The organism is Stenotrophomonas sp. K-6 (assembly GCF_056861555.1).
In genome coordinates this window covers 192,388-208,366 of the sequence record NZ_JBSPUC010000005.1, presented here as the reverse complement: position 1 = coordinate 208,366, position 15,979 = coordinate 192,388, and the positions used below count along the sequence as shown (strand labels likewise).

The window sequence follows — 15,979 nt, the reverse complement described above, 5'->3', positions numbered from 1 at the left end:
CATCCCCACCTCACGCCCTTAACCGATGACGGAAATAGGCAATGGTCTCCTGCAGACCATCGTCCAGGGAAACCGTGGGTTCCCAGTCCAGGTGGGTCTTGGCCAAGCTGATGTCTGGTTGGCGTTGACGTGGATCGTCAGATGGCAGCGGCTGGAAGATGATCTTCGAGTTCCCGCCTACCAGTCGCAATACGGTCTCGGCCAACTGCAGCATGGTGTACTCGGCCGGATTGCCGATATTGATCGGGCCGGTGAACTCCGCTGGCGTCTCCATCAGCCTCAGCATGCCTTCAATGAGATCGTCCACGTAGCAGAAGCTACGGGTCTGGCTGCCATCACCATAGATGGTCAGCGGGTCGCCCTGGAGCGCCTGTACGATGAAATTGCTGACCACGCGCCCATCGTTGGGGTGCATGCGCGGGCCATAGGTATTGAAGATGCGCATGACCTTGATCTCCAGCTGATGCTGGCGCCAATAATCGAAGAAGAGCGTCTCCGCACAGCGCTTGCCCTCGTCATAGCAGCTGCGGATCCCGATCGGGTTGACGCGCCCCCAGTAGCCTTCGACCTGCGGATGGATCTCCGGATCACCATAGACCTCGCTGGTGCTGGCCTGGAGGATACGCGCTCGCACCCGCTTGGCCAGACCCAACATATTGATTGCGCCATGCACGCTGGTCTTGGTGGTCTGTACGGGATCTTGCTGGTAATGGATGGGCGAAGCCGGACATGCCAGATTGAAGATTCGGTCCACTTCCACATAAAGCGGGAAGGTCACGTCATGGCGCATCAACTCAAAACGTGGGTGCCCCAGCAGAACTTCGACGTTCGCTTTGCTACCGGTATAGAAATTATCAAGGCAAAGCACATCATGGCCCGCCTCGACAAGGCGATCGCACAGATGCGAACCCAGAAATCCGGCACCGCCGGTCACCAGTACGCGTTGCTGGTCGTGAGCGAATTTCAATGCAGTTCTCGCCATTCGGGACAGTAACGGGCTGGGCATTCACCCTTGGCAAGACGCGGCCCCGTACCGGCGTCTTCCTCCAATAGAGCGCGATTGTATGCGAAGAACTCCATCCACAGCAGACGGACGATCACGTGATGGGGATCTGCGCCATGACGCTGGACAGCCCTTCCTGCCAGGCAGGCAGCGCAATACCGAAATCGTGTTGTAGTTTGACGTTGTCCAGCACCGACCATGCCGGGCGGCGGACAGGGTCGGATATTCGGCACTCGATACCGGAATGACGGCCTGATTGCCGCCGGCAGCATCGAGGAGCGGATTGCCGAGCTGCAGCAACGCAAGGCGGCGCTGGCCGACGCCATCCTGGAGGGTGGCGGAAGCAGCGGACCACGCTTCAACGACGCGGATCTGGACGCGCTGCTGGCATCGTTGCCGGGCGTGGCGCCCAAGCGGGCCAGGACGAGGCGTGCTGCCGGAAATGGGTGCTTGCCGCCGGTCATTAGGCATTGCGGCATGAAAACGAATCCCATACATGGCAGCCGCTAGACTAGGACGCTGACTTCCTGAAGGACTGACGATGACCCTCCCCGCATTCAAGGCATACGACATCCGCGGCCGGGTGCCGGACGAGCTGAACGAAGACCTGGCGCGCCGGATCGGCGTGGCGCTGGCGGCGCAGCTGGAACCGGGCACCGTAGTCGTTGGCCATGACGTGCGCCTGACCAGCCCCGCCCTGCAGGACGCACTGGCCGCCGGGCTGCGCGGTGCCGGCCGCGAGGTGCTGGACATCGGGCTGTGCGGCACAGAAGAGGTCTACTTCCAGGTGGACCACCTCAACGCCGCCGGTGGCGTGATGGTCACGGCCAGTCACAACCCGATGGACTACAACGGCATGAAGCTGGTCAAGCAGAAGGCCCGTCCGATCAGCTCGGACACCGGCCTGTTCGCCATCTCCGACGCCGTGGAGGCCGACACCGCGCCTGCCGCAGAGCCGCGCGCCGGCATCCAGTCACACCCGGACAAGAGCGCCTACATCGAGCACCTGCTGGGCTATGTCGACCGCGCCGCATTGAAGCCGCTGAAACTGGTGGTCAACGCCGGCAACGGCGGCGCCGGCACCATCGTGGACCTGCTGGCGCCACACCTGCCGTTCGAGTTCATACGCATCGCGCATGAGCCGGATGGCAGCTTCCCAAACGGCATTCCCAATCCGCTGCTGCAGGAAAACCGCGAACTCACCGCACAGGCCGTGCGCGAGCATGGCGCGGACTTCGGCATCGCCTGGGACGGCGACTTCGACCGCTGCTTCTTCTTCGACCACAATGGCCGTTTCATCGAGGGCTATTATCTGGTGGGCCTGCTGGCGCAGGCAGCCCTGGCGCGCAACCCGGGCGGCAAGATCGTGCACGACCCGCGCCTGACCTGGAATACCGTGGAGATGGTCGAGCAGGCCGGCGGCCAGCCGGTGCTGTGCAAGAGCGGCCATGCCTTCATCAAGGAGAAGATGCGAAGCGAAAACGCCGTGTATGGCGGCGAGATGAGCGCGCACCATTACTTCCGCGAGTTCGCCTACGCCGACTCGGGCATGATCCCCTGGTTGTTGATCGCCGCGCTGGTCTCCGAATCCGGCCGTTCGCTGGCCGATCTGGTCGAGGCGCGCATGAAGAAGTTCCCGTGCAGCGGCGAGATCAACTTCAAGGTGAGCGACGCCAAGCTCGCCGTCGCGCGGGTGATGGAGCGCTTCGCCTCGCACAGCCCGAGCCTTGATCATACCGACGGCATCAGCGCCGACTTCGGCCAGTGGCGCTTTAACCTGCGCAGTTCCAACACCGAGCCGCTGTTGCGCCTGAACGTCGAAACGCGTGGCGACCACGAACTGCTGCAGGCGCGCACCGCCGAACTGTCTCGCCTGCTGCAGGGCGAATGAGGCCCAGCCAGCCCGCTAATGTTTCCCCCTGCAAGGAGCCCCGGCAATGCTGGGGTTCTTTGCATCGGCGACGGCCCTCCTAGTCGCGCACGCGGCGGGACAGGCGGGACAGGCGGGGCAGTACTTCAATCAGATAGAGGGCAATCATCATCAGCGTCGCCAGCACGAGCCAGTAACGATAGACCCCCATGGTCATCCAAGGACCGACTCGCCCCATGTAACTGTTCCAGAGCGAATGCTGCAGGCCTACATTGGTTACCACCGCCTGCGTGACCTCGTCGTTGAGTGTCCAGACGCCCCAGAACATGCAGACCGAGAACAGCATCAAGGCAAGGCGGGTACGCATGGACAGCGGAAGGAAACACAGCGCAAGCATCACCACGGGCAGCACGGCGATCCACTGTCGCGTTTCCGACCCCAATGCGAGCAGAGGCATGAAGCCAACCAGGCACAACAACACAGGTGCCGGCAGCACGGTCCTGCGGAACGCGACAAAGTAGTACGTCACCAGCACCGCCGGACCGAAATACGCTGCGTGCGCTGCCCATGTCTTGAGCGGCGCTGACAGCGCCTGCTTGGTCATGTTGTTGAACAGCTGGCCCGCGGAGAAGCCTTTGTCGAAATCGATGAGCAGGCGCATGACGGCGAATGATGCCAGTGCGACCAGCAAACCGATCACGACGCGCTTGGCATCCACATGCCTGATGTGGCTTGTCAGGAACAGCACCGCTGAACGCACGCAGAGAAACACCATGGCAATCACCACGATGATGCTTACCGGCAGCAATCGCAGGCTGCCGGTCAACTCCCCGTCCGGGTTCCTCGGAAAATCGAATACATGGGTATCCACGCCTTCCAGCAACGCGGGCCCCTTCCACATATAGACCGCAGCACAAATGGCGAGGGATGCAAGAAGGCAGGCCACGTTGATGCGCACCGGCACACGCGGCCACCGCGTATCGCCCGCCTCGTCCTTCATGGCCAGCAATGCCAACGGAATCAGTGCCGCAGACGGCATCACCCAGACGCAGGCCAGCACGATCACGTAGAGCCCGCGCTTGCGGTCGGCAGCCCACAGCAGCAACGAGAGGCTGGAGGTGAAGATCGCCAGATGGTCGGTCAGTACCGGCGTAAACACCGGAACAACGAGCACACACCACGCGGCGAGGAACGTGGCAACCGTCACCACCGCAGTGCCGCGTGCAACGCTTTTCAGGCGCGCCGAGGTGTAAAGCATGCAGACTGAAGCAACCATCGACAGAATATTGACGTTGCGCTGCGCGTTGACAATGTTCGCTTCCGGACGGAAGTATTCAACGTAATAGATGGCCGGAAACGCCACCGTACGAATCGCACGATACGGATCGGAATTGCTGTAGGTGCCGGTCACAATCTCGTGGATGACGCGAACGAATACCGACCCATCCCATCCCTGCCCACCGGCAACGGCGATGACCCCTACCGTGTGCTGGACCCAGCCGAGCAGCAGGCATGTCACCAGTGCAATACCAGTAACCATGGCGAAATCACGATCCAAACACCTTTCCATCAACGGCTTCCCCTGTACTCGCTGCGGTGCACTCCCTAGCAGCGGTCCCTCCAGGTCGGCATATCCGTCTGGATTCAGGGACTTGAGTGACACGACGCTATAGGCCTAGTGTATCGGGGCTGAAAGCCAATTGCGACAAAGGGGACTGCCGGCATGCGCCTGATTGCCGTTACTGCAGCGCGGTCATCTTTGGATGGCCAGGCGCCGCAGCTCTGCCAAGACATGGCGCATGCCCTCTTTCCAGTCAGGCAGTTGCACATTGAAATCGCGCTGCAGCTTTTCCGTATCCAATACAGACCAGGCAGGGCGCCGGGCTGCGGTGGCGAAGGCCGAACTGGTCACCGGGGTGACAACTGGCAGTTGGGCGAGGAGGCCGATGGCCTTTGCCTCGGCGAAAATCGCCTCGGCAAAGCCATACCACGATGTCTGCCCCGACGAAGCAAGATGCCATGTACCGGCATGCCGGCCTGGATGCTGCAGGGCGCGGGCAGTGATGTCAGCCACCAGCGCGGCAGGGGTCGGCGCACCGACCTGGTCGGAAACAACCGTCAGGACCTCCTGGCGTGCCGCAAGCCAAAGCATGGTACGCAGAAAATTGTTTCCGTGGGCCGAATGTACCCACGCGGTGCGGAAGATGAGATGGCGGCCGCCTGCCGCGCGAACGGCGTTCTCGCCATCACGCTTGCTGGCTCCATAGACGCCCAGAGGCGCGGTCGGCGCATCTTCACGGTACGGCGTCGTGGCCTGCCCGCCGAAAACGTAGTCGGTGGAGTAGTGAACGAACGGTACGTCCCGCACCCCGCACCAACGGGCCATGACGCCAGGCGCCTCCGCGTTGACCCGGAAGGCCGCCTCGGGCTCTTCCTCGGCACGATCGACGGCCGTATACGCAGCCGCGTTGACCACGATGCCAGGTTGGCACCGGTCAAGCAGGGCACTCACTACCGCTGGCGCATCGAGATCAACGGCCTCGCAGCTGCGTCCGTCGTACAGCGTGCCGGTACGGGTGGCGGCAATCACGTCGCCCATGGCAGAAAGCGAGCGCAGCAGTTCGCGTCCAAGCTGGCCATTGGCCCCCAGCAGCAGGATTGTCACGGTGTATAGACCGGCAGACGGGCCTCGGGAACATCGGCAAGGAAAGGCGCTCGCTCGTCCTTCGCCGACAGGATCGGAGCGCCCACCGGCCAGTCAACCGCCACGTCGGCATCATCCCAGCGAATCCCGGCATCGTCTTCCTGGACATAGACGTCCGTGCACAGGTAGTTGAACAGCGCACTGTCGGACAGCACGGCGAAACCGTGCGCGAAGCCAGGCGGCAACCAGAGTTGACGACGATTGGCACTGCTGAGAATGAATGCCTCCCAGCGACCGAAGGTCGGCGAGCCGCGCCGTATGTCGACCGCCACGTCATATACTTCGCCTTCGAGCACGCTGACGAGCTTGCCCTGCGGCCGCGGCCACTGGTAGTGAAGCCCTCTCAGCACGCCTCGACTGGACCGCGATAGGTTGTTCTGCACGAACCGGCCCGGCAGCCCCATCCGCTCGAAGCGCTCGGCGTTCCAGGTTTCATAGAAAAAGCCGCGCCCGTCCTCGAAGACAGTTGGTTCGATGACCACGCATCCGGGGAGGCCTGTCTCCGTTATCTTCACTGCACCACGCCTCGCTCCAGCAGCTTCTGTAGATACTGCCCATAGCCATTCTTCAGCAACGGCGCAGCCAACGCTTCGAACTGGTCGGCACGGATCCAACCTTTGGCGAACGCGATTTCCTCAGGGCAGCAGACCTGCAGGCCCTGGCGTGTCTGGATCGTTTCGATGAAGTTGGACGCTTCGAGCAGGGACTGGTGCGTGCCGGTATCGAGCCAAGCATAGCCGCGGCCCAGCGCCTCAAGGTGCAGACTCCCTTCATCGAGGTAGCGCTGGTTGAGATCGGTGATCTCAAGCTCGCCTCGCGGCGAGGGCTTGAGCTCGGCAGCGTAGTCACTGGCGTTGCCGTCATAGAAGTAGAGACCCGTCACGGCGTAATTCGAACGCGGCTGCGCTGGCTTCTCCACCAGGCCGACAACCCGTCCGTCCTTGTCGAATTCGGCCACGCCGTATCGCTCGGGGTCATTGACCCAGTAACCGAAGACCGTGGCGCCGGCGTCCCGTGAATCGGCGCGCTTCAATACATCCTGGAATCCGGTGCCATGGAAAATGTTGTCACCCAGCACCAGACAGCTCGGCTTGCCACCCACGAAGTCGCGACCGATCAGATAGGCCTGCGCCAGGCCATCGGGACTGGGCTGCACGGCATACTGGATGTCCATGCCCCACTGAGAGCCGTCGCCCAGCAATTGCTGGAACAGCGCCTGTTCGTGCGGGGTATTGATGATCAGGACTTCGCGGATCCCGGCCAGCATCAGCACGCTGAGCGGGTAATAGATCATAGGCTTGTCGTACACGGGCAGCAGCTGCTTGCTGACGCCCTTGGTGATCGGATACAGGCGCGTACCCGAACCACCCGCGAGGATGATGCCCTTGCGTTGAGTCATGCGGTTGTCCTCAGTCTGGTGATCACCGCCTTCAGGCGGTGGTGCCGATACGCTGCAGGCGGTAGCTGCCGTCAAGCACGCCGTTGACCCATTCCTGGTTGTCCAGGTACCAGTCCACGGTGAAGCCGATGCCCTGCTCGAAGGTGTACTTCGGTTCCCAGCCCAGCTGATCCTTCAACTTGGAGGCGTCGATCGCGTAGCGACGGTCATGGCCAGGGCGGTCGGTCACATAAGTGATCTGACTGCTGCGCGGCTGGCCATCCTCACGCGGGCGACGGGCATCGAGCAGCGCGCAGATGGCGTGCACCACTTCAATGTTTTCTTTTTCGGAATTGCCGCCGACGTTGTAGGTCTCGCCGACCTGCCCCTTGGCCAGCACAGTGCGGATCGCTTCGCAGTGGTCGCTCACAAACAGCCAATCACGCACCTGCTTGCCATCGCCATAGACCGGCAGCGGTTCGCCGGCAAGGGCCTTGGCGATCACCAGCGGGATCAGCTTCTCGGGGAAGTGATACGGGCCGTAGTTGTTGGAGCAGTTGGTGGTCAGCACCGGCAGCCCGTAGGTGTGGTGGAACGCGCGCACCAGATGGTCGGAGGCCGCCTTGGACGCCGAGTACGGCGAGTTGGGCGCGTACGGCGTGGTCTCGCTGAACTTGCCGGTCTCACCGAGGGTGCCGTACACCTCATCGGTGGACACGTGCAGGAAGCGGAACGCCTGACCCTTGTCGGCCGGCAGCACTTTCCAGTAGTCGCGCACGGCTTCCAGAAGCGCCAAGGTGCCGACCACGTTGGTCTGGATGAACGCGCCGGGGCCATCGATGGAGCGGTCCACGTGGCTTTCGGCGGCGAAGTTCAGCACGGCGTCCGGCTGATGCTCGGCAAGCAGACGGGAAACAAGCGCCTGGTCACCGATGTCGCCCTCGACGAACACATGGTCCGGATTGCTGGCCAGCGTGGCCAGGGTCTTCAGATTGCCCGCGTAGGTCAGCGCATCCAGGTTGATGACGCGCACGCCTTTGGCGACTGCTTCGAGGACAAAGTTACCGCCAATGAATCCGGCTCCGCCGGTGACAAGCCATGTGGGCACTACCCGTTCTCCTGTTCGATATGCGTGCAGGGGGCCTGCTGGCGCCCTCGCTCAGCGCAACAGGATACATGCCGGCCGTCGTCACGACTGCCCGTCCAGTGTGAACAGCAGACGTCCTCTATCGATTTCATGACGCACTGCAGCACAACCATACGCATTCGCATGGTGCCCTTGCGCCAGTTAGAATCGCTGTCCCACCCCCGAACCGGTTGCTGAGTAAGAACCGGACGTTCCCCCGTTATTGAAGGATCCAGCTCCAGATGAAAATCCTCGTCGCGTACAAGCGCGTGGTGGACTACAACGTCCGCATTCAGGTCAAGCCGGACGGTTCCGGCGTGGTCACCGACGGCGTCAAGCTGTCCCCCAATCCGTTCGATGAAATCGCGCTGGAAGAAGCGCTGCGCCTGCGTGACAAAGGCATCGCCACCGAGGTCGTGGTTGCCACGATCGCACCGGCAGATGCCCAGGCCCACCTGCGCAACGGCCTGGCCATGGGCGCCAACCGCGCCATCCATGTCGTGACCGACCAGGCCATCCAGCCGCTCACCGCCGCGCGCACCCTGCTCAAGCTGGTCGAGAAGGAACAGCCGGACCTGGTGATCCTCGGCAAGCAGGCCATCGACGACGACGCCAACCAGACCGGCCAGATGCTGGCCACGCTGTGGGGCCGCCCGCAGGCGACCTTCGCCAGCAAGCTGGAGATCGCGGACGGCAAGGCTACGGTCACCCGTGAAGTCGACGCCGGCCTGGAAACGCTGGAAGTCGATCTGCCGGCCGTGGTCACCACCGATTTGCGCCTGAACGAGCCGCGCTTCATCAAGCTGCCGGACATCATGAAGGCCAAGGCCAAGCCGCTGGAGACTCTGCAGCTGGCCGACCTCGGCGTGGATGCCGCTGATACCTTCAAAACCACCCAGTACGCCGCGCCGGTCAAGCGCAGCAAGGGCGTGATGGTCAAGGACGCGGCCGAACTGGTCGCCGCACTCAAGCAGAAGGGGTTGCTGTAATGACCAAGATCCTCGTTGTTGCTGAACACCACGACGGCAAGCTCAATGCCGCCACCGCCAAGACCGTGAGCGCGGCCGCCGCCATCAGTGGCGCCAACATCGACGTGCTGGTGCTGGCCGCCGATCCGACTGCCGTGGCCGCTGAGGCCGCTCAGCTGGCCGGCGTGACCAAGGTGCTGACCGTGACCAACGCCGCCAACGCCCAGGCGCTGGCCCAGGTGCTGGCCCCGCAGATCGCGCAGCTGGCCACCGGCTACACCCACGTGTTCGGCCCATCGACCACCTTCGGCAAGGACCTCATGCCCTGCGTGGCCGCCCTGCTTGGGGTCAACCAGGTCTCGGACCTGATGACCGTCGAGGGCAGCTACAGCTTCAAGCGCCCGATCTACGCGGGCAACGCGATCATCACCGTGGAAGTGCCTGCCGACCAGATCGTGATCGCCACCGTGCGTGCGGCCTCCTGGCCGGAAGCCGCCAAGGGCGGCAGCGCTGCCGTGGAAGCGGCCAGCGTCGATGCGACCCTGCCGAGCCACACCCGCTTTGTCGGTCTGGCTGCCGGGGCAACCGACCGCCCGGACCTCCAGAGCGCCAAGCGCGTGGTCTCCGGCGGCCGTGGCGTGGGCTCGGAAGAGAACTTCAAGGTGATTTTCCAGCTGGCCGACAAGCTCGGCGCCGCCGTCGGTGCCTCGCGCGCCGCGGTCGACGCCGGCTACGTGCCGAGTGATCTGCAGGTCGGCCAGACCGGCAAGATCATCTCCCCGGAGCTGTATGTGGCCGTGGGCATCAGCGGCGCGATCCAGCACCTGACCGGGATCAAGGACGCTGGCACCATCGTGGCGATCAACAAGGACCCGGACTCGCCGATCTTCGAGATCGCCGATATCGGGCTGGTCGGGGATCTGTTTACGTTGCTTCCCGCGCTGGAAGCGGCGCTATAACGACGGACGCCCTGCTGCGCGCCCACCGGCGCGCAGCGGTGCAGACATTGTCGGCGGGGTTCAGGATCCCGCATTCATACGTCATCGCCTGGGGGTACTGTCGCTATAATCCAACGTCGTCCCAACAAGGAATGCATTGATGACGCTTCCCTGCTTCAAGGCTTATGACATCCGCGGCCGGGTGCCGGAAGAACTGAATCCGGCCCTTGCCACGCGCATTGGTGCGGGTACCGCAGCCCTGTTGGGCGCTGGTCCCGTTGTGCTGGGATACGACATTCGCCTGAGCAGCCCCGAACTTCACACCGCACTGACAGCAGGCTTCCATGCTGCCGGCCGCGACGTCATCGACATTGGGTTGTGCGGTACTGAGGAGGTCTACTTCCAGACCTTCCACCGGAACGCCGCTGGCGGGGTGATGGTGACCGCCAGCCACAACCCGATGGATTACAACGGGATGAAACTTGTCCGTGCACAGTCGCGTCCGATCAGTGGAGACACGGGTCTGTTCGACGTGCGGGAGTTTGCAGCCGGCGATGCGCCCCTGCCCCATGGGCACGGCCAGGTGCAGCACTCTGCCGACAAGAGCGCCTATATCAATCACCTCCTGGGCTACGTTGAACACAGCGTACTCAAGCCGCTCAGGATAGTCGTCAACGCGGGAAACGGGGGCGCCGGCATGGTAATCGATCAGCTGGCTCCGCACCTGCCGTTCGAGTTCATCCGAATCCAACACCAGCCCGACGGCACCTTCCCCAACGGCATTCCCAACCCGCTGCTGCCAGAGAACCGCGACGCGACGGCCAATGCGGTGCGCGAGCATCGCGCCGATTTCGGGATCGCATGGGATGGTGACTTCGACCGATGCTTTTTCTTCGACTCACAGGGAGATTTCATCGAGGGTTACTACCTTGTGGGCCTGCTCGCCACCGCCCTGCTGAAGCGCCACCCCGGCGGGAAGATCATTCACGACCCCCGCCTGACCTGGAACACCGTTGAAATGGTGGAACAGGCCGGTGGCATACCTGTGATGAGCAAGACCGGCCATGCCTTCATCAAGGAACGCATGCGTGCGGAGGATGCCGTTTACGGCGGCGAGATGAGTGCGCATCACTACTTCCGCGACTTCGCCTACTGCGATTCAGGGATGATTCCCTGGCTTCTGATCGCCGAACTTGTGTCGCAGCGCGGCGTCTCCCTGGGCGACCTGGTCGCCGACCGGATGCGGGCCTTCCCGTGCAGCGGCGAAATCAACTTCCGGGTTGAAGATGCCAAGGAGGCCACGGCCCGTGTCATGGCCCATTATGAGGCGCAGTCGCCGCGGTTGGACCATACGGACGGCGTAAGCGCCGAGTTCGCGGACTGGCGCTTCAATCTGCGCAGTTCCAATACCGAACCGCTGCTGCGCCTCAACGTTGAAACCCGCTGCGATGCAGCGCTGTTACGCACCCGCACCGACGAACTGACCGCCCTGATCGGCGGCAGTACCGCCCAACACTGATTCAGGACGCCCCCATGCTGCCCATCGTTCCCGTCATCCTTTCCGGTGGCTCAGGCACCCGCCTGTGGCCCGTGTCGCGCGAAGCCTACCCGAAGCAGTTTCTTCCGCTTGTCGGCAACGACACGATGCTGCAGGCCACGTGGAAGCGCGTCGCGCCGATTGCCGGTGCCGCCCCCATCGTGGTGGCCAACCAGGAGCACCGCTTCATGGCCGCCGAGCAGTTGCGCGAGTGCAACGCGGCCCCGCAGGCGCTGATACTGGAGCCGATGGGCCGCAACACCGCCCCCGCGATTGCCATTGCTGCATTGCAGGCTTTGACCACCAGTGAAGACGCACTGCTGCTGGTTCTGCCGTCCGACCATGTCGTTCGCCATGAGCAGGCCTTCCATGAGGCGGTGAAGCTGGCGGCGGTGGCGGCGCAAATCGGGCAGCTGGTGACGTTCGGCATCGTGCCGACCGCCCCTGAGACGGGCTACGGCTATATCAAGGCTGCAAAGGGCGATGGTGTTCGTCCGGTGGAACGTTTCGTCGAGAAGCCGGACGCGGAAACCGCTGAAGAATATGTTCGATCCGGCGAGTATTTCTGGAACAGCGGCATGTTCCTGTTCAAGGCCTCCCGTTACCTCAAGGAACTGGAGACCCTGCAGCCCGCCATTCTTGCGGCCAGCCGTGCGGCGTTGGACAAGGCTACGCGTGACAGCGATTTCATCCGTCTGGACGCGGAGGCGTTCGCCGCGTGCCCGAACGATTCGATCGACTATGCCGTAATGGAAAAAACCGCAGATGCCGCTGTGGTCCCGCTGGATGCCGGATGGAACGACGTCGGCTCCTGGTCCGCGCTGTGGGAGGTATCGGACAAGGATGTCTCCGGCAACGCCTGCCACGGCGACGTGATCGCCGTTGACTGCCGCAACAGCTACGCATATGGCAGCCGTCTGATCGCCATGGTCGGCCTGGACGACATGGTGGTGGTGGAGACCGATGACGCTGTGTTCGTGGGACGCAAGGACCGCGTGCAGGACGTCAAGGAGATCGTGGCACAGATCAAGCGCGATGGTCGTAGCGAAGCGGCCGCACACCGAAAGGTGTACCGTCCCTGGGGTGCCTACGACTCCATCGACAACGGCGCCCGATTCCAGGTCAAACGCATCACCGTCAAGCCCGGCGCCACGCTGAGCCTGCAGATGCACCACCATCGTGCCGAGCACTGGATCGTCGTCAGCGGCACCGCCGAAGTCACCCGCGGCGAGGAGGTGATTCTGCTCAGCGAGAACCAGAGCACGTACATCCCGCTCGGTGTGACCCACCGTCTGAAGAACCCCGGCAAGCTGCCGTTGGAGCTTATCGAGGTGCAGTCCGGCAGCTACCTCGGTGAAGACGACATCGTTCGATTCGAAGACCAGTACGGTCGCGCACCGCAGTGATCTGCGGCAACCTAATCCCAAAGACAGCACCCAAGACATGACGTCCACGATCCCGGTCAACTCCCTTTCCCGCCACATTGCGCCGTTGCAGGATGCACTGTCGGATATCGCAGCTGCCATCATTGCCAGCGGCTATTACGTGCTGGGCCCGAATGTGAAAGCATTCGAGCAGGCGTTTGCCGGCTATTGCGGTGCGGCCCACTGCATCAGCGTTGCCAACGGGACCGATGCGCTCGAGCTTTCGCTTCGCGCACTTGGCGTGACCGAAGGTGACCAGGTCGCCGTCGTGGCCAACGCCGCGATGTACGGTACGTCTGCGGTGCTGGCCTGCAACGCGACGCCGGTGTTCATCGACACGAACGTCGATGATGGATTGATGTCCATCCAATCGCTGCAGGCCGCCCTCGACTCGGGCGCTGCACCGAAAGCGGTCATCGTCACCCACCTTTACGGCAAGCTGGCCGATATCGAGGCGATCGTCACCCTCTGCCATGGCCGCGGCATCACCGTCCTGGAAGACTGCGCGCAGTCCCACGGCGCTACCCGCAATGGCAAGCGCGCCGGCAGCTTCGGCGACATCGCCTCGTTCAGCTTCTACCCCACCAAGAACCTGGGTGCACTGGGCGACGGCGGCGCCATCGTCACCAACGACGCGCAGCTGGCTGAAACTACCACGCGCCTGCGTCAGTACGGCTGGTCCGCCAAGTACACCAACAGTCTCCGTGGTGGCCGTAACAGTCGTCTGGATGAGCTGCAGGCGGCGATGCTGCTGCACATGCTGCCTCTGCTGGATGGCTGGAACACGCGTCGGCGCGAGATCGCCAACCGCTACGCAGCCGGCATTCGCAATCCTCGCATCGTGGTGAGCGGCCCCGCTGGTGCTGATCACGTGGGCCATCTGTATGTCGTTCGCAGCAGCGCTCGCGACGCGCTGCGTGAGTACCTGCAGGCCGAAGGCGTCCAGACTGAAGTGCATTACCCGGTCTGCGATCACCGCCAACCGTGCCATGCGGGTGCGTTCGATGGCGTGCGGCTGCCGAACACCGAGGCTGATGCAGTCAGCGTCCTGACGCTGCCCTGCTTCCCCGAACTGACCGACGCTGAAGCCGACCAGGTCATTGCCGCATGCAATCGGTTCTGAGCATGTCCACGCCCTCTCTCGCGGTGGTCGTCCCGATCTACCGCAACGAGGGGTCGATCGATGATCTGTTGCTGGCACTGGAACACATCCGGCAGTCGGTGCAGGCGCCGTTCGAGGCCATCTTCGTGGTGGATGGCAGTCCTGACCGCAGCCACCAGGTGCTTCGAGAGAAGCTTCCCGGCTGTGCGTTCCCGGCCCAGCTGGTGGCATTGACCCGGAATTTCGGCGCCTTTCCGGCCATTCGTGCGGGACTGGAGCTGAGCAGTGCCGACGTCACCGCTGTCATGGCAGCCGACCTGCAGGAACCGCCGGAGCTGGTCATCAGCTTCTATCAGCGGTTTGTCGCTGCACAGTACGATGTTGCCTTCGGCGTTCGCGAGGCGCGCAAGGACCCGATGGGCTCCAAGTTTGCCTCTACGTTGTTCTGGGCCATCTATCGACGCCTGGTGATCAAGGACATCCCGAAAGGTGGCGTGGACATCTTCGCCGTCAGCAGGGAATTCCGCGAGCGGTTGTTGATGCTCAATGAATCGCACTCCAGTTTGCTGGCCCAGCTGTTCTGGCTGGGGGGCACGCGCGAGTTCGTGACCTACCAGCGCCGCGAACGCCAGCATGGCAAAAGCGCATGGACGCTGAGCAAGAAGCTTCGCTACCTGTCCGACAGCGTCTTCGCCTTCACAGACCTGCCAGTGCGGATGCTGACCGCGCTGGGGCTGGTCTCGCTGGCATTCACCGCGCTTCTGGGTGTACTGGTCATTGCGGCCAAAATTTCGGGTCTCGTCCAGGTGCCGGGCTACGCAGGCACCATGCTGACCATCCTGTTCTTCGGCGCACTCAATTCCCTCGGGCTGGGCATCGTGGGCACATACGCATGGCACGCCTTCGAAAATACCAAGGCAAGGCCCCTTTCGATCAAACAATCGGTCGAGCTTTTCGGAAAGGAGATCACGTGAGTCATTTCGTCCATCCCAACGCCCTGTGTGAAAGCGACCAGATTGGCGAAGGCACGCGCATCTGGGCATTCGCCCACTTACTCCCGAACGCGCGCCTCGGCCGAGAGTGCAACATCTGCGATGGCGTGTTCATCGAATCCGATGTAGTCATTGGCGACCGCGTCACGGTGAAGTGCGGGGTTCAGCTCTGGGACGGCGTGCGTATCGGCGATGATGTGTTCATCGGGCCCAATGCGACGTTCACCAACGACCTGTTTCCGCGCAGCAAGGTGTATCCCGAAAAGTTCCTTGGCACCGTTGTCGAGGCGGGCGCTTCGATCGGCGCGAACGCCACGATTCTCGCGGGCACCACGATCGGCAGCGGCGCGATGATCGGCGCAGGTGCCGTGGTGACCCGTTCGGTCCCGCCCAACGCCATCGTCGTCGGCAATCCGGCCCGTATCGTCGGCTATGTCTCGGACAAGGACGACGCGTCCCAAGCGCCCGAGGCAGGAAGTCAGGGCGTGAGCGAAACCACCGTGCCGGGCGTCAAGCTGTACCGCATGCCGAGCTTCGCCGACATGCGCGGCTCATTGTCGGTGGGCGACTTCGACGGTTTCCTTCCGTTCCAGGCCAAGCGATATTTCCTGGTCTATGGCGTACCCACCCAGGAAACCCGAGGTGAGCACGCGCACAAGCGCTGCCATCAATTCCTGGTCTGCGTGGCGGGCTCCGTGCGGGTGCTGGCCGATGACGGGCGGCGCCGGATCGATGTGGAACTCAATTCCCCCGACCAGGGCATCCATCTGCCGCCAATGATCTGGGGCACGCAGTACCGGTATTCCAAGGATGCGGTACTGCTTGTGTTCGCATCGGAGTCCTATGACTCCGATGAGTACATCCGCGATTACGGCACCTTCAAAACGCTGGCCAACGCGGGTGCCTGATCAGCAGCCTCCCCGGCGGCTCCCGGATC

General features: G+C 63.0%; 15 protein-coding genes. 9 read left to right on the top strand and 6 right to left on the bottom strand.

Annotated features, from left to right (window positions below):
• Nucleotides 1-10 precede the first annotated feature (10 nt).
• Complete coding sequence (locus tag AC13F7_RS15910; RefSeq protein WP_483002038.1) at nt 11-982, bottom strand: UDP-glucuronic acid decarboxylase family protein; 972 nt, start codon at nt 980-982, stop codon at nt 11-13.
• Between the two features lie 219 nt (nt 983-1,201).
• Between AC13F7_RS15910 and AC13F7_RS15905 the strand changes: the two genes are divergently transcribed.
• Nucleotides 1,202-1,513, top strand: coding sequence for a hypothetical protein (locus AC13F7_RS15905; protein ID WP_483002036.1), 312 nt, complete (start codon nt 1,202-1,204; stop codon nt 1,511-1,513).
• A 31-nt stretch (nt 1,514-1,544) separates the two neighbouring features.
• Nucleotides 1,545-2,894 (top strand): phosphohexomutase domain-containing protein, encoded by a 1,350-nt coding sequence (locus AC13F7_RS15900; RefSeq protein WP_483002034.1) that lies wholly within the window; start codon nt 1,545-1,547, stop codon nt 2,892-2,894.
• A gap of 79 nt (nt 2,895-2,973) precedes the next feature.
• Here AC13F7_RS15900 and AC13F7_RS15895 read toward each other — a convergent pair whose 3' ends face one another.
• From AC13F7_RS15895 to rfbB, 5 genes are all read right to left on the bottom strand, one after another.
• Complete coding sequence (locus AC13F7_RS15895) at nt 2,974-4,431, bottom strand: hypothetical protein (protein WP_483002032.1); 1,458 nt, start codon at nt 4,429-4,431, stop codon at nt 2,974-2,976.
• 195 nt (nt 4,432-4,626) lie between these two features.
• Complete coding sequence (gene rfbD / locus AC13F7_RS15890) at nt 4,627-5,538, bottom strand: dTDP-4-dehydrorhamnose reductase (RefSeq protein WP_483002030.1); 912 nt, start codon at nt 5,536-5,538, stop codon at nt 4,627-4,629.
• On the bottom strand, nt 5,535-6,092 hold the full coding sequence (rfbC, locus tag AC13F7_RS15885; RefSeq protein WP_483002028.1) for a dTDP-4-dehydrorhamnose 3,5-epimerase: 558 nt from the start codon (nt 6,090-6,092) through the stop codon (nt 5,535-5,537). The genes rfbD and rfbC overlap by 4 nt, the downstream gene beginning before the upstream one ends.
• Nucleotides 6,089-6,976, bottom strand: a complete 888-nt coding sequence (gene rfbA, locus AC13F7_RS15880; protein ID WP_259261766.1) for a glucose-1-phosphate thymidylyltransferase RfbA — start codon at nt 6,974-6,976, stop codon at nt 6,089-6,091. Before rfbA ends, rfbC begins: the two co-directional genes overlap by 4 nt.
• 31 nt (nt 6,977-7,007) lie before the next feature.
• Complete coding sequence (rfbB, locus tag AC13F7_RS15875) at nt 7,008-8,063, bottom strand: dTDP-glucose 4,6-dehydratase (RefSeq protein ID WP_483002026.1); 1,056 nt, start codon at nt 8,061-8,063, stop codon at nt 7,008-7,010.
• A 260-nt stretch (nt 8,064-8,323) separates the two neighbouring features.
• Here rfbB and AC13F7_RS15870 point away from each other — a divergent pair, with 260 nt between their 5' ends.
• The 7 genes from AC13F7_RS15870 (at nt 8,324) to AC13F7_RS15840 (ending at nt 15,950) form a co-directional block, all read left to right on the top strand.
• Nucleotides 8,324-9,070, top strand: a complete 747-nt coding sequence (locus AC13F7_RS15870; RefSeq protein ID WP_353086853.1) for an electron transfer flavoprotein subunit beta/FixA family protein — start codon at nt 8,324-8,326, stop codon at nt 9,068-9,070.
• Entirely contained in the window at nt 9,070-10,008 is a 939-nt protein-coding gene (locus tag AC13F7_RS15865) for an electron transfer flavoprotein subunit alpha/FixB family protein (protein ID WP_483002024.1), read from the top strand. The genes AC13F7_RS15870 and AC13F7_RS15865 overlap by 1 nt, the downstream gene beginning before the upstream one ends.
• 139 nt (nt 10,009-10,147) lie before the next feature.
• Entirely contained in the window at nt 10,148-11,506 is a 1,359-nt protein-coding gene (locus AC13F7_RS15860; RefSeq protein WP_483002022.1) for a phosphohexomutase domain-containing protein, read from the top strand.
• Nucleotides 11,507-11,520: 14 nt separating this feature from the next.
• Entirely contained in the window at nt 11,521-12,930 is a 1,410-nt protein-coding gene (locus AC13F7_RS15855) for a mannose-1-phosphate guanylyltransferase/mannose-6-phosphate isomerase (RefSeq protein ID WP_483002020.1), read from the top strand.
• 37 nt (nt 12,931-12,967) lie between these two features.
• On the top strand, nt 12,968-14,071 hold the full coding sequence (locus AC13F7_RS15850) for a DegT/DnrJ/EryC1/StrS family aminotransferase (RefSeq protein WP_483002018.1): 1,104 nt from the start codon (nt 12,968-12,970) through the stop codon (nt 14,069-14,071).
• Nucleotides 14,056-15,024 (top strand): glycosyltransferase family 2 protein, encoded by a 969-nt coding sequence (locus tag AC13F7_RS15845; RefSeq protein WP_483002016.1) that lies wholly within the window; start codon nt 14,056-14,058, stop codon nt 15,022-15,024. The genes AC13F7_RS15850 and AC13F7_RS15845 overlap by 16 nt, the downstream gene beginning before the upstream one ends.
• The gene (locus tag AC13F7_RS15840; RefSeq protein ID WP_483002329.1) at nt 15,021-15,950 is read left to right on the top strand and encodes a WxcM-like domain-containing protein; all 930 of its coding nucleotides are present in this window, start codon (nt 15,021-15,023) and stop codon (nt 15,948-15,950) included. Before AC13F7_RS15845 ends, AC13F7_RS15840 begins: the two co-directional genes overlap by 4 nt.
• The last annotated feature ends 29 nt before the right edge of the window (nt 15,951-15,979 follow it).

Coding starts and splice junctions, on each gene's coding strand:
- AC13F7_RS15910 (WP_483002038.1), bottom strand. CDS start 982: ATGGCGAGAACTGCATTGAAATTCGCTCACGACCAGCAACGCGTACTG.
- AC13F7_RS15865 (WP_483002024.1), top strand. CDS start 9,070: ATGACCAAGATCCTCGTTGTTGCTGAACACCACGACGGCAAGCTCAAT.
- AC13F7_RS15850 (WP_483002018.1), top strand. CDS start 12,968: ATGACGTCCACGATCCCGGTCAACTCCCTTTCCCGCCACATTGCGCCG.
- AC13F7_RS15855 (WP_483002020.1), top strand. CDS start 11,521: ATGCTGCCCATCGTTCCCGTCATCCTTTCCGGTGGCTCAGGCACCCGC.
- rfbA (WP_259261766.1), bottom strand. CDS start 6,976: ATGACTCAACGCAAGGGCATCATCCTCGCGGGTGGTTCGGGTACGCGC.
- AC13F7_RS15870 (WP_353086853.1), top strand. CDS start 8,324: ATGAAAATCCTCGTCGCGTACAAGCGCGTGGTGGACTACAACGTCCGC.
- AC13F7_RS15860 (WP_483002022.1), top strand. CDS start 10,148: ATGACGCTTCCCTGCTTCAAGGCTTATGACATCCGCGGCCGGGTGCCG.
- AC13F7_RS15905 (WP_483002036.1), top strand. CDS start 1,202: ATGCCGGGCGGCGGACAGGGTCGGATATTCGGCACTCGATACCGGAAT.
- AC13F7_RS15900 (WP_483002034.1), top strand. CDS start 1,545: ATGACCCTCCCCGCATTCAAGGCATACGACATCCGCGGCCGGGTGCCG.
- AC13F7_RS15845 (WP_483002016.1), top strand. CDS start 14,056: ATGCAATCGGTTCTGAGCATGTCCACGCCCTCTCTCGCGGTGGTCGTC.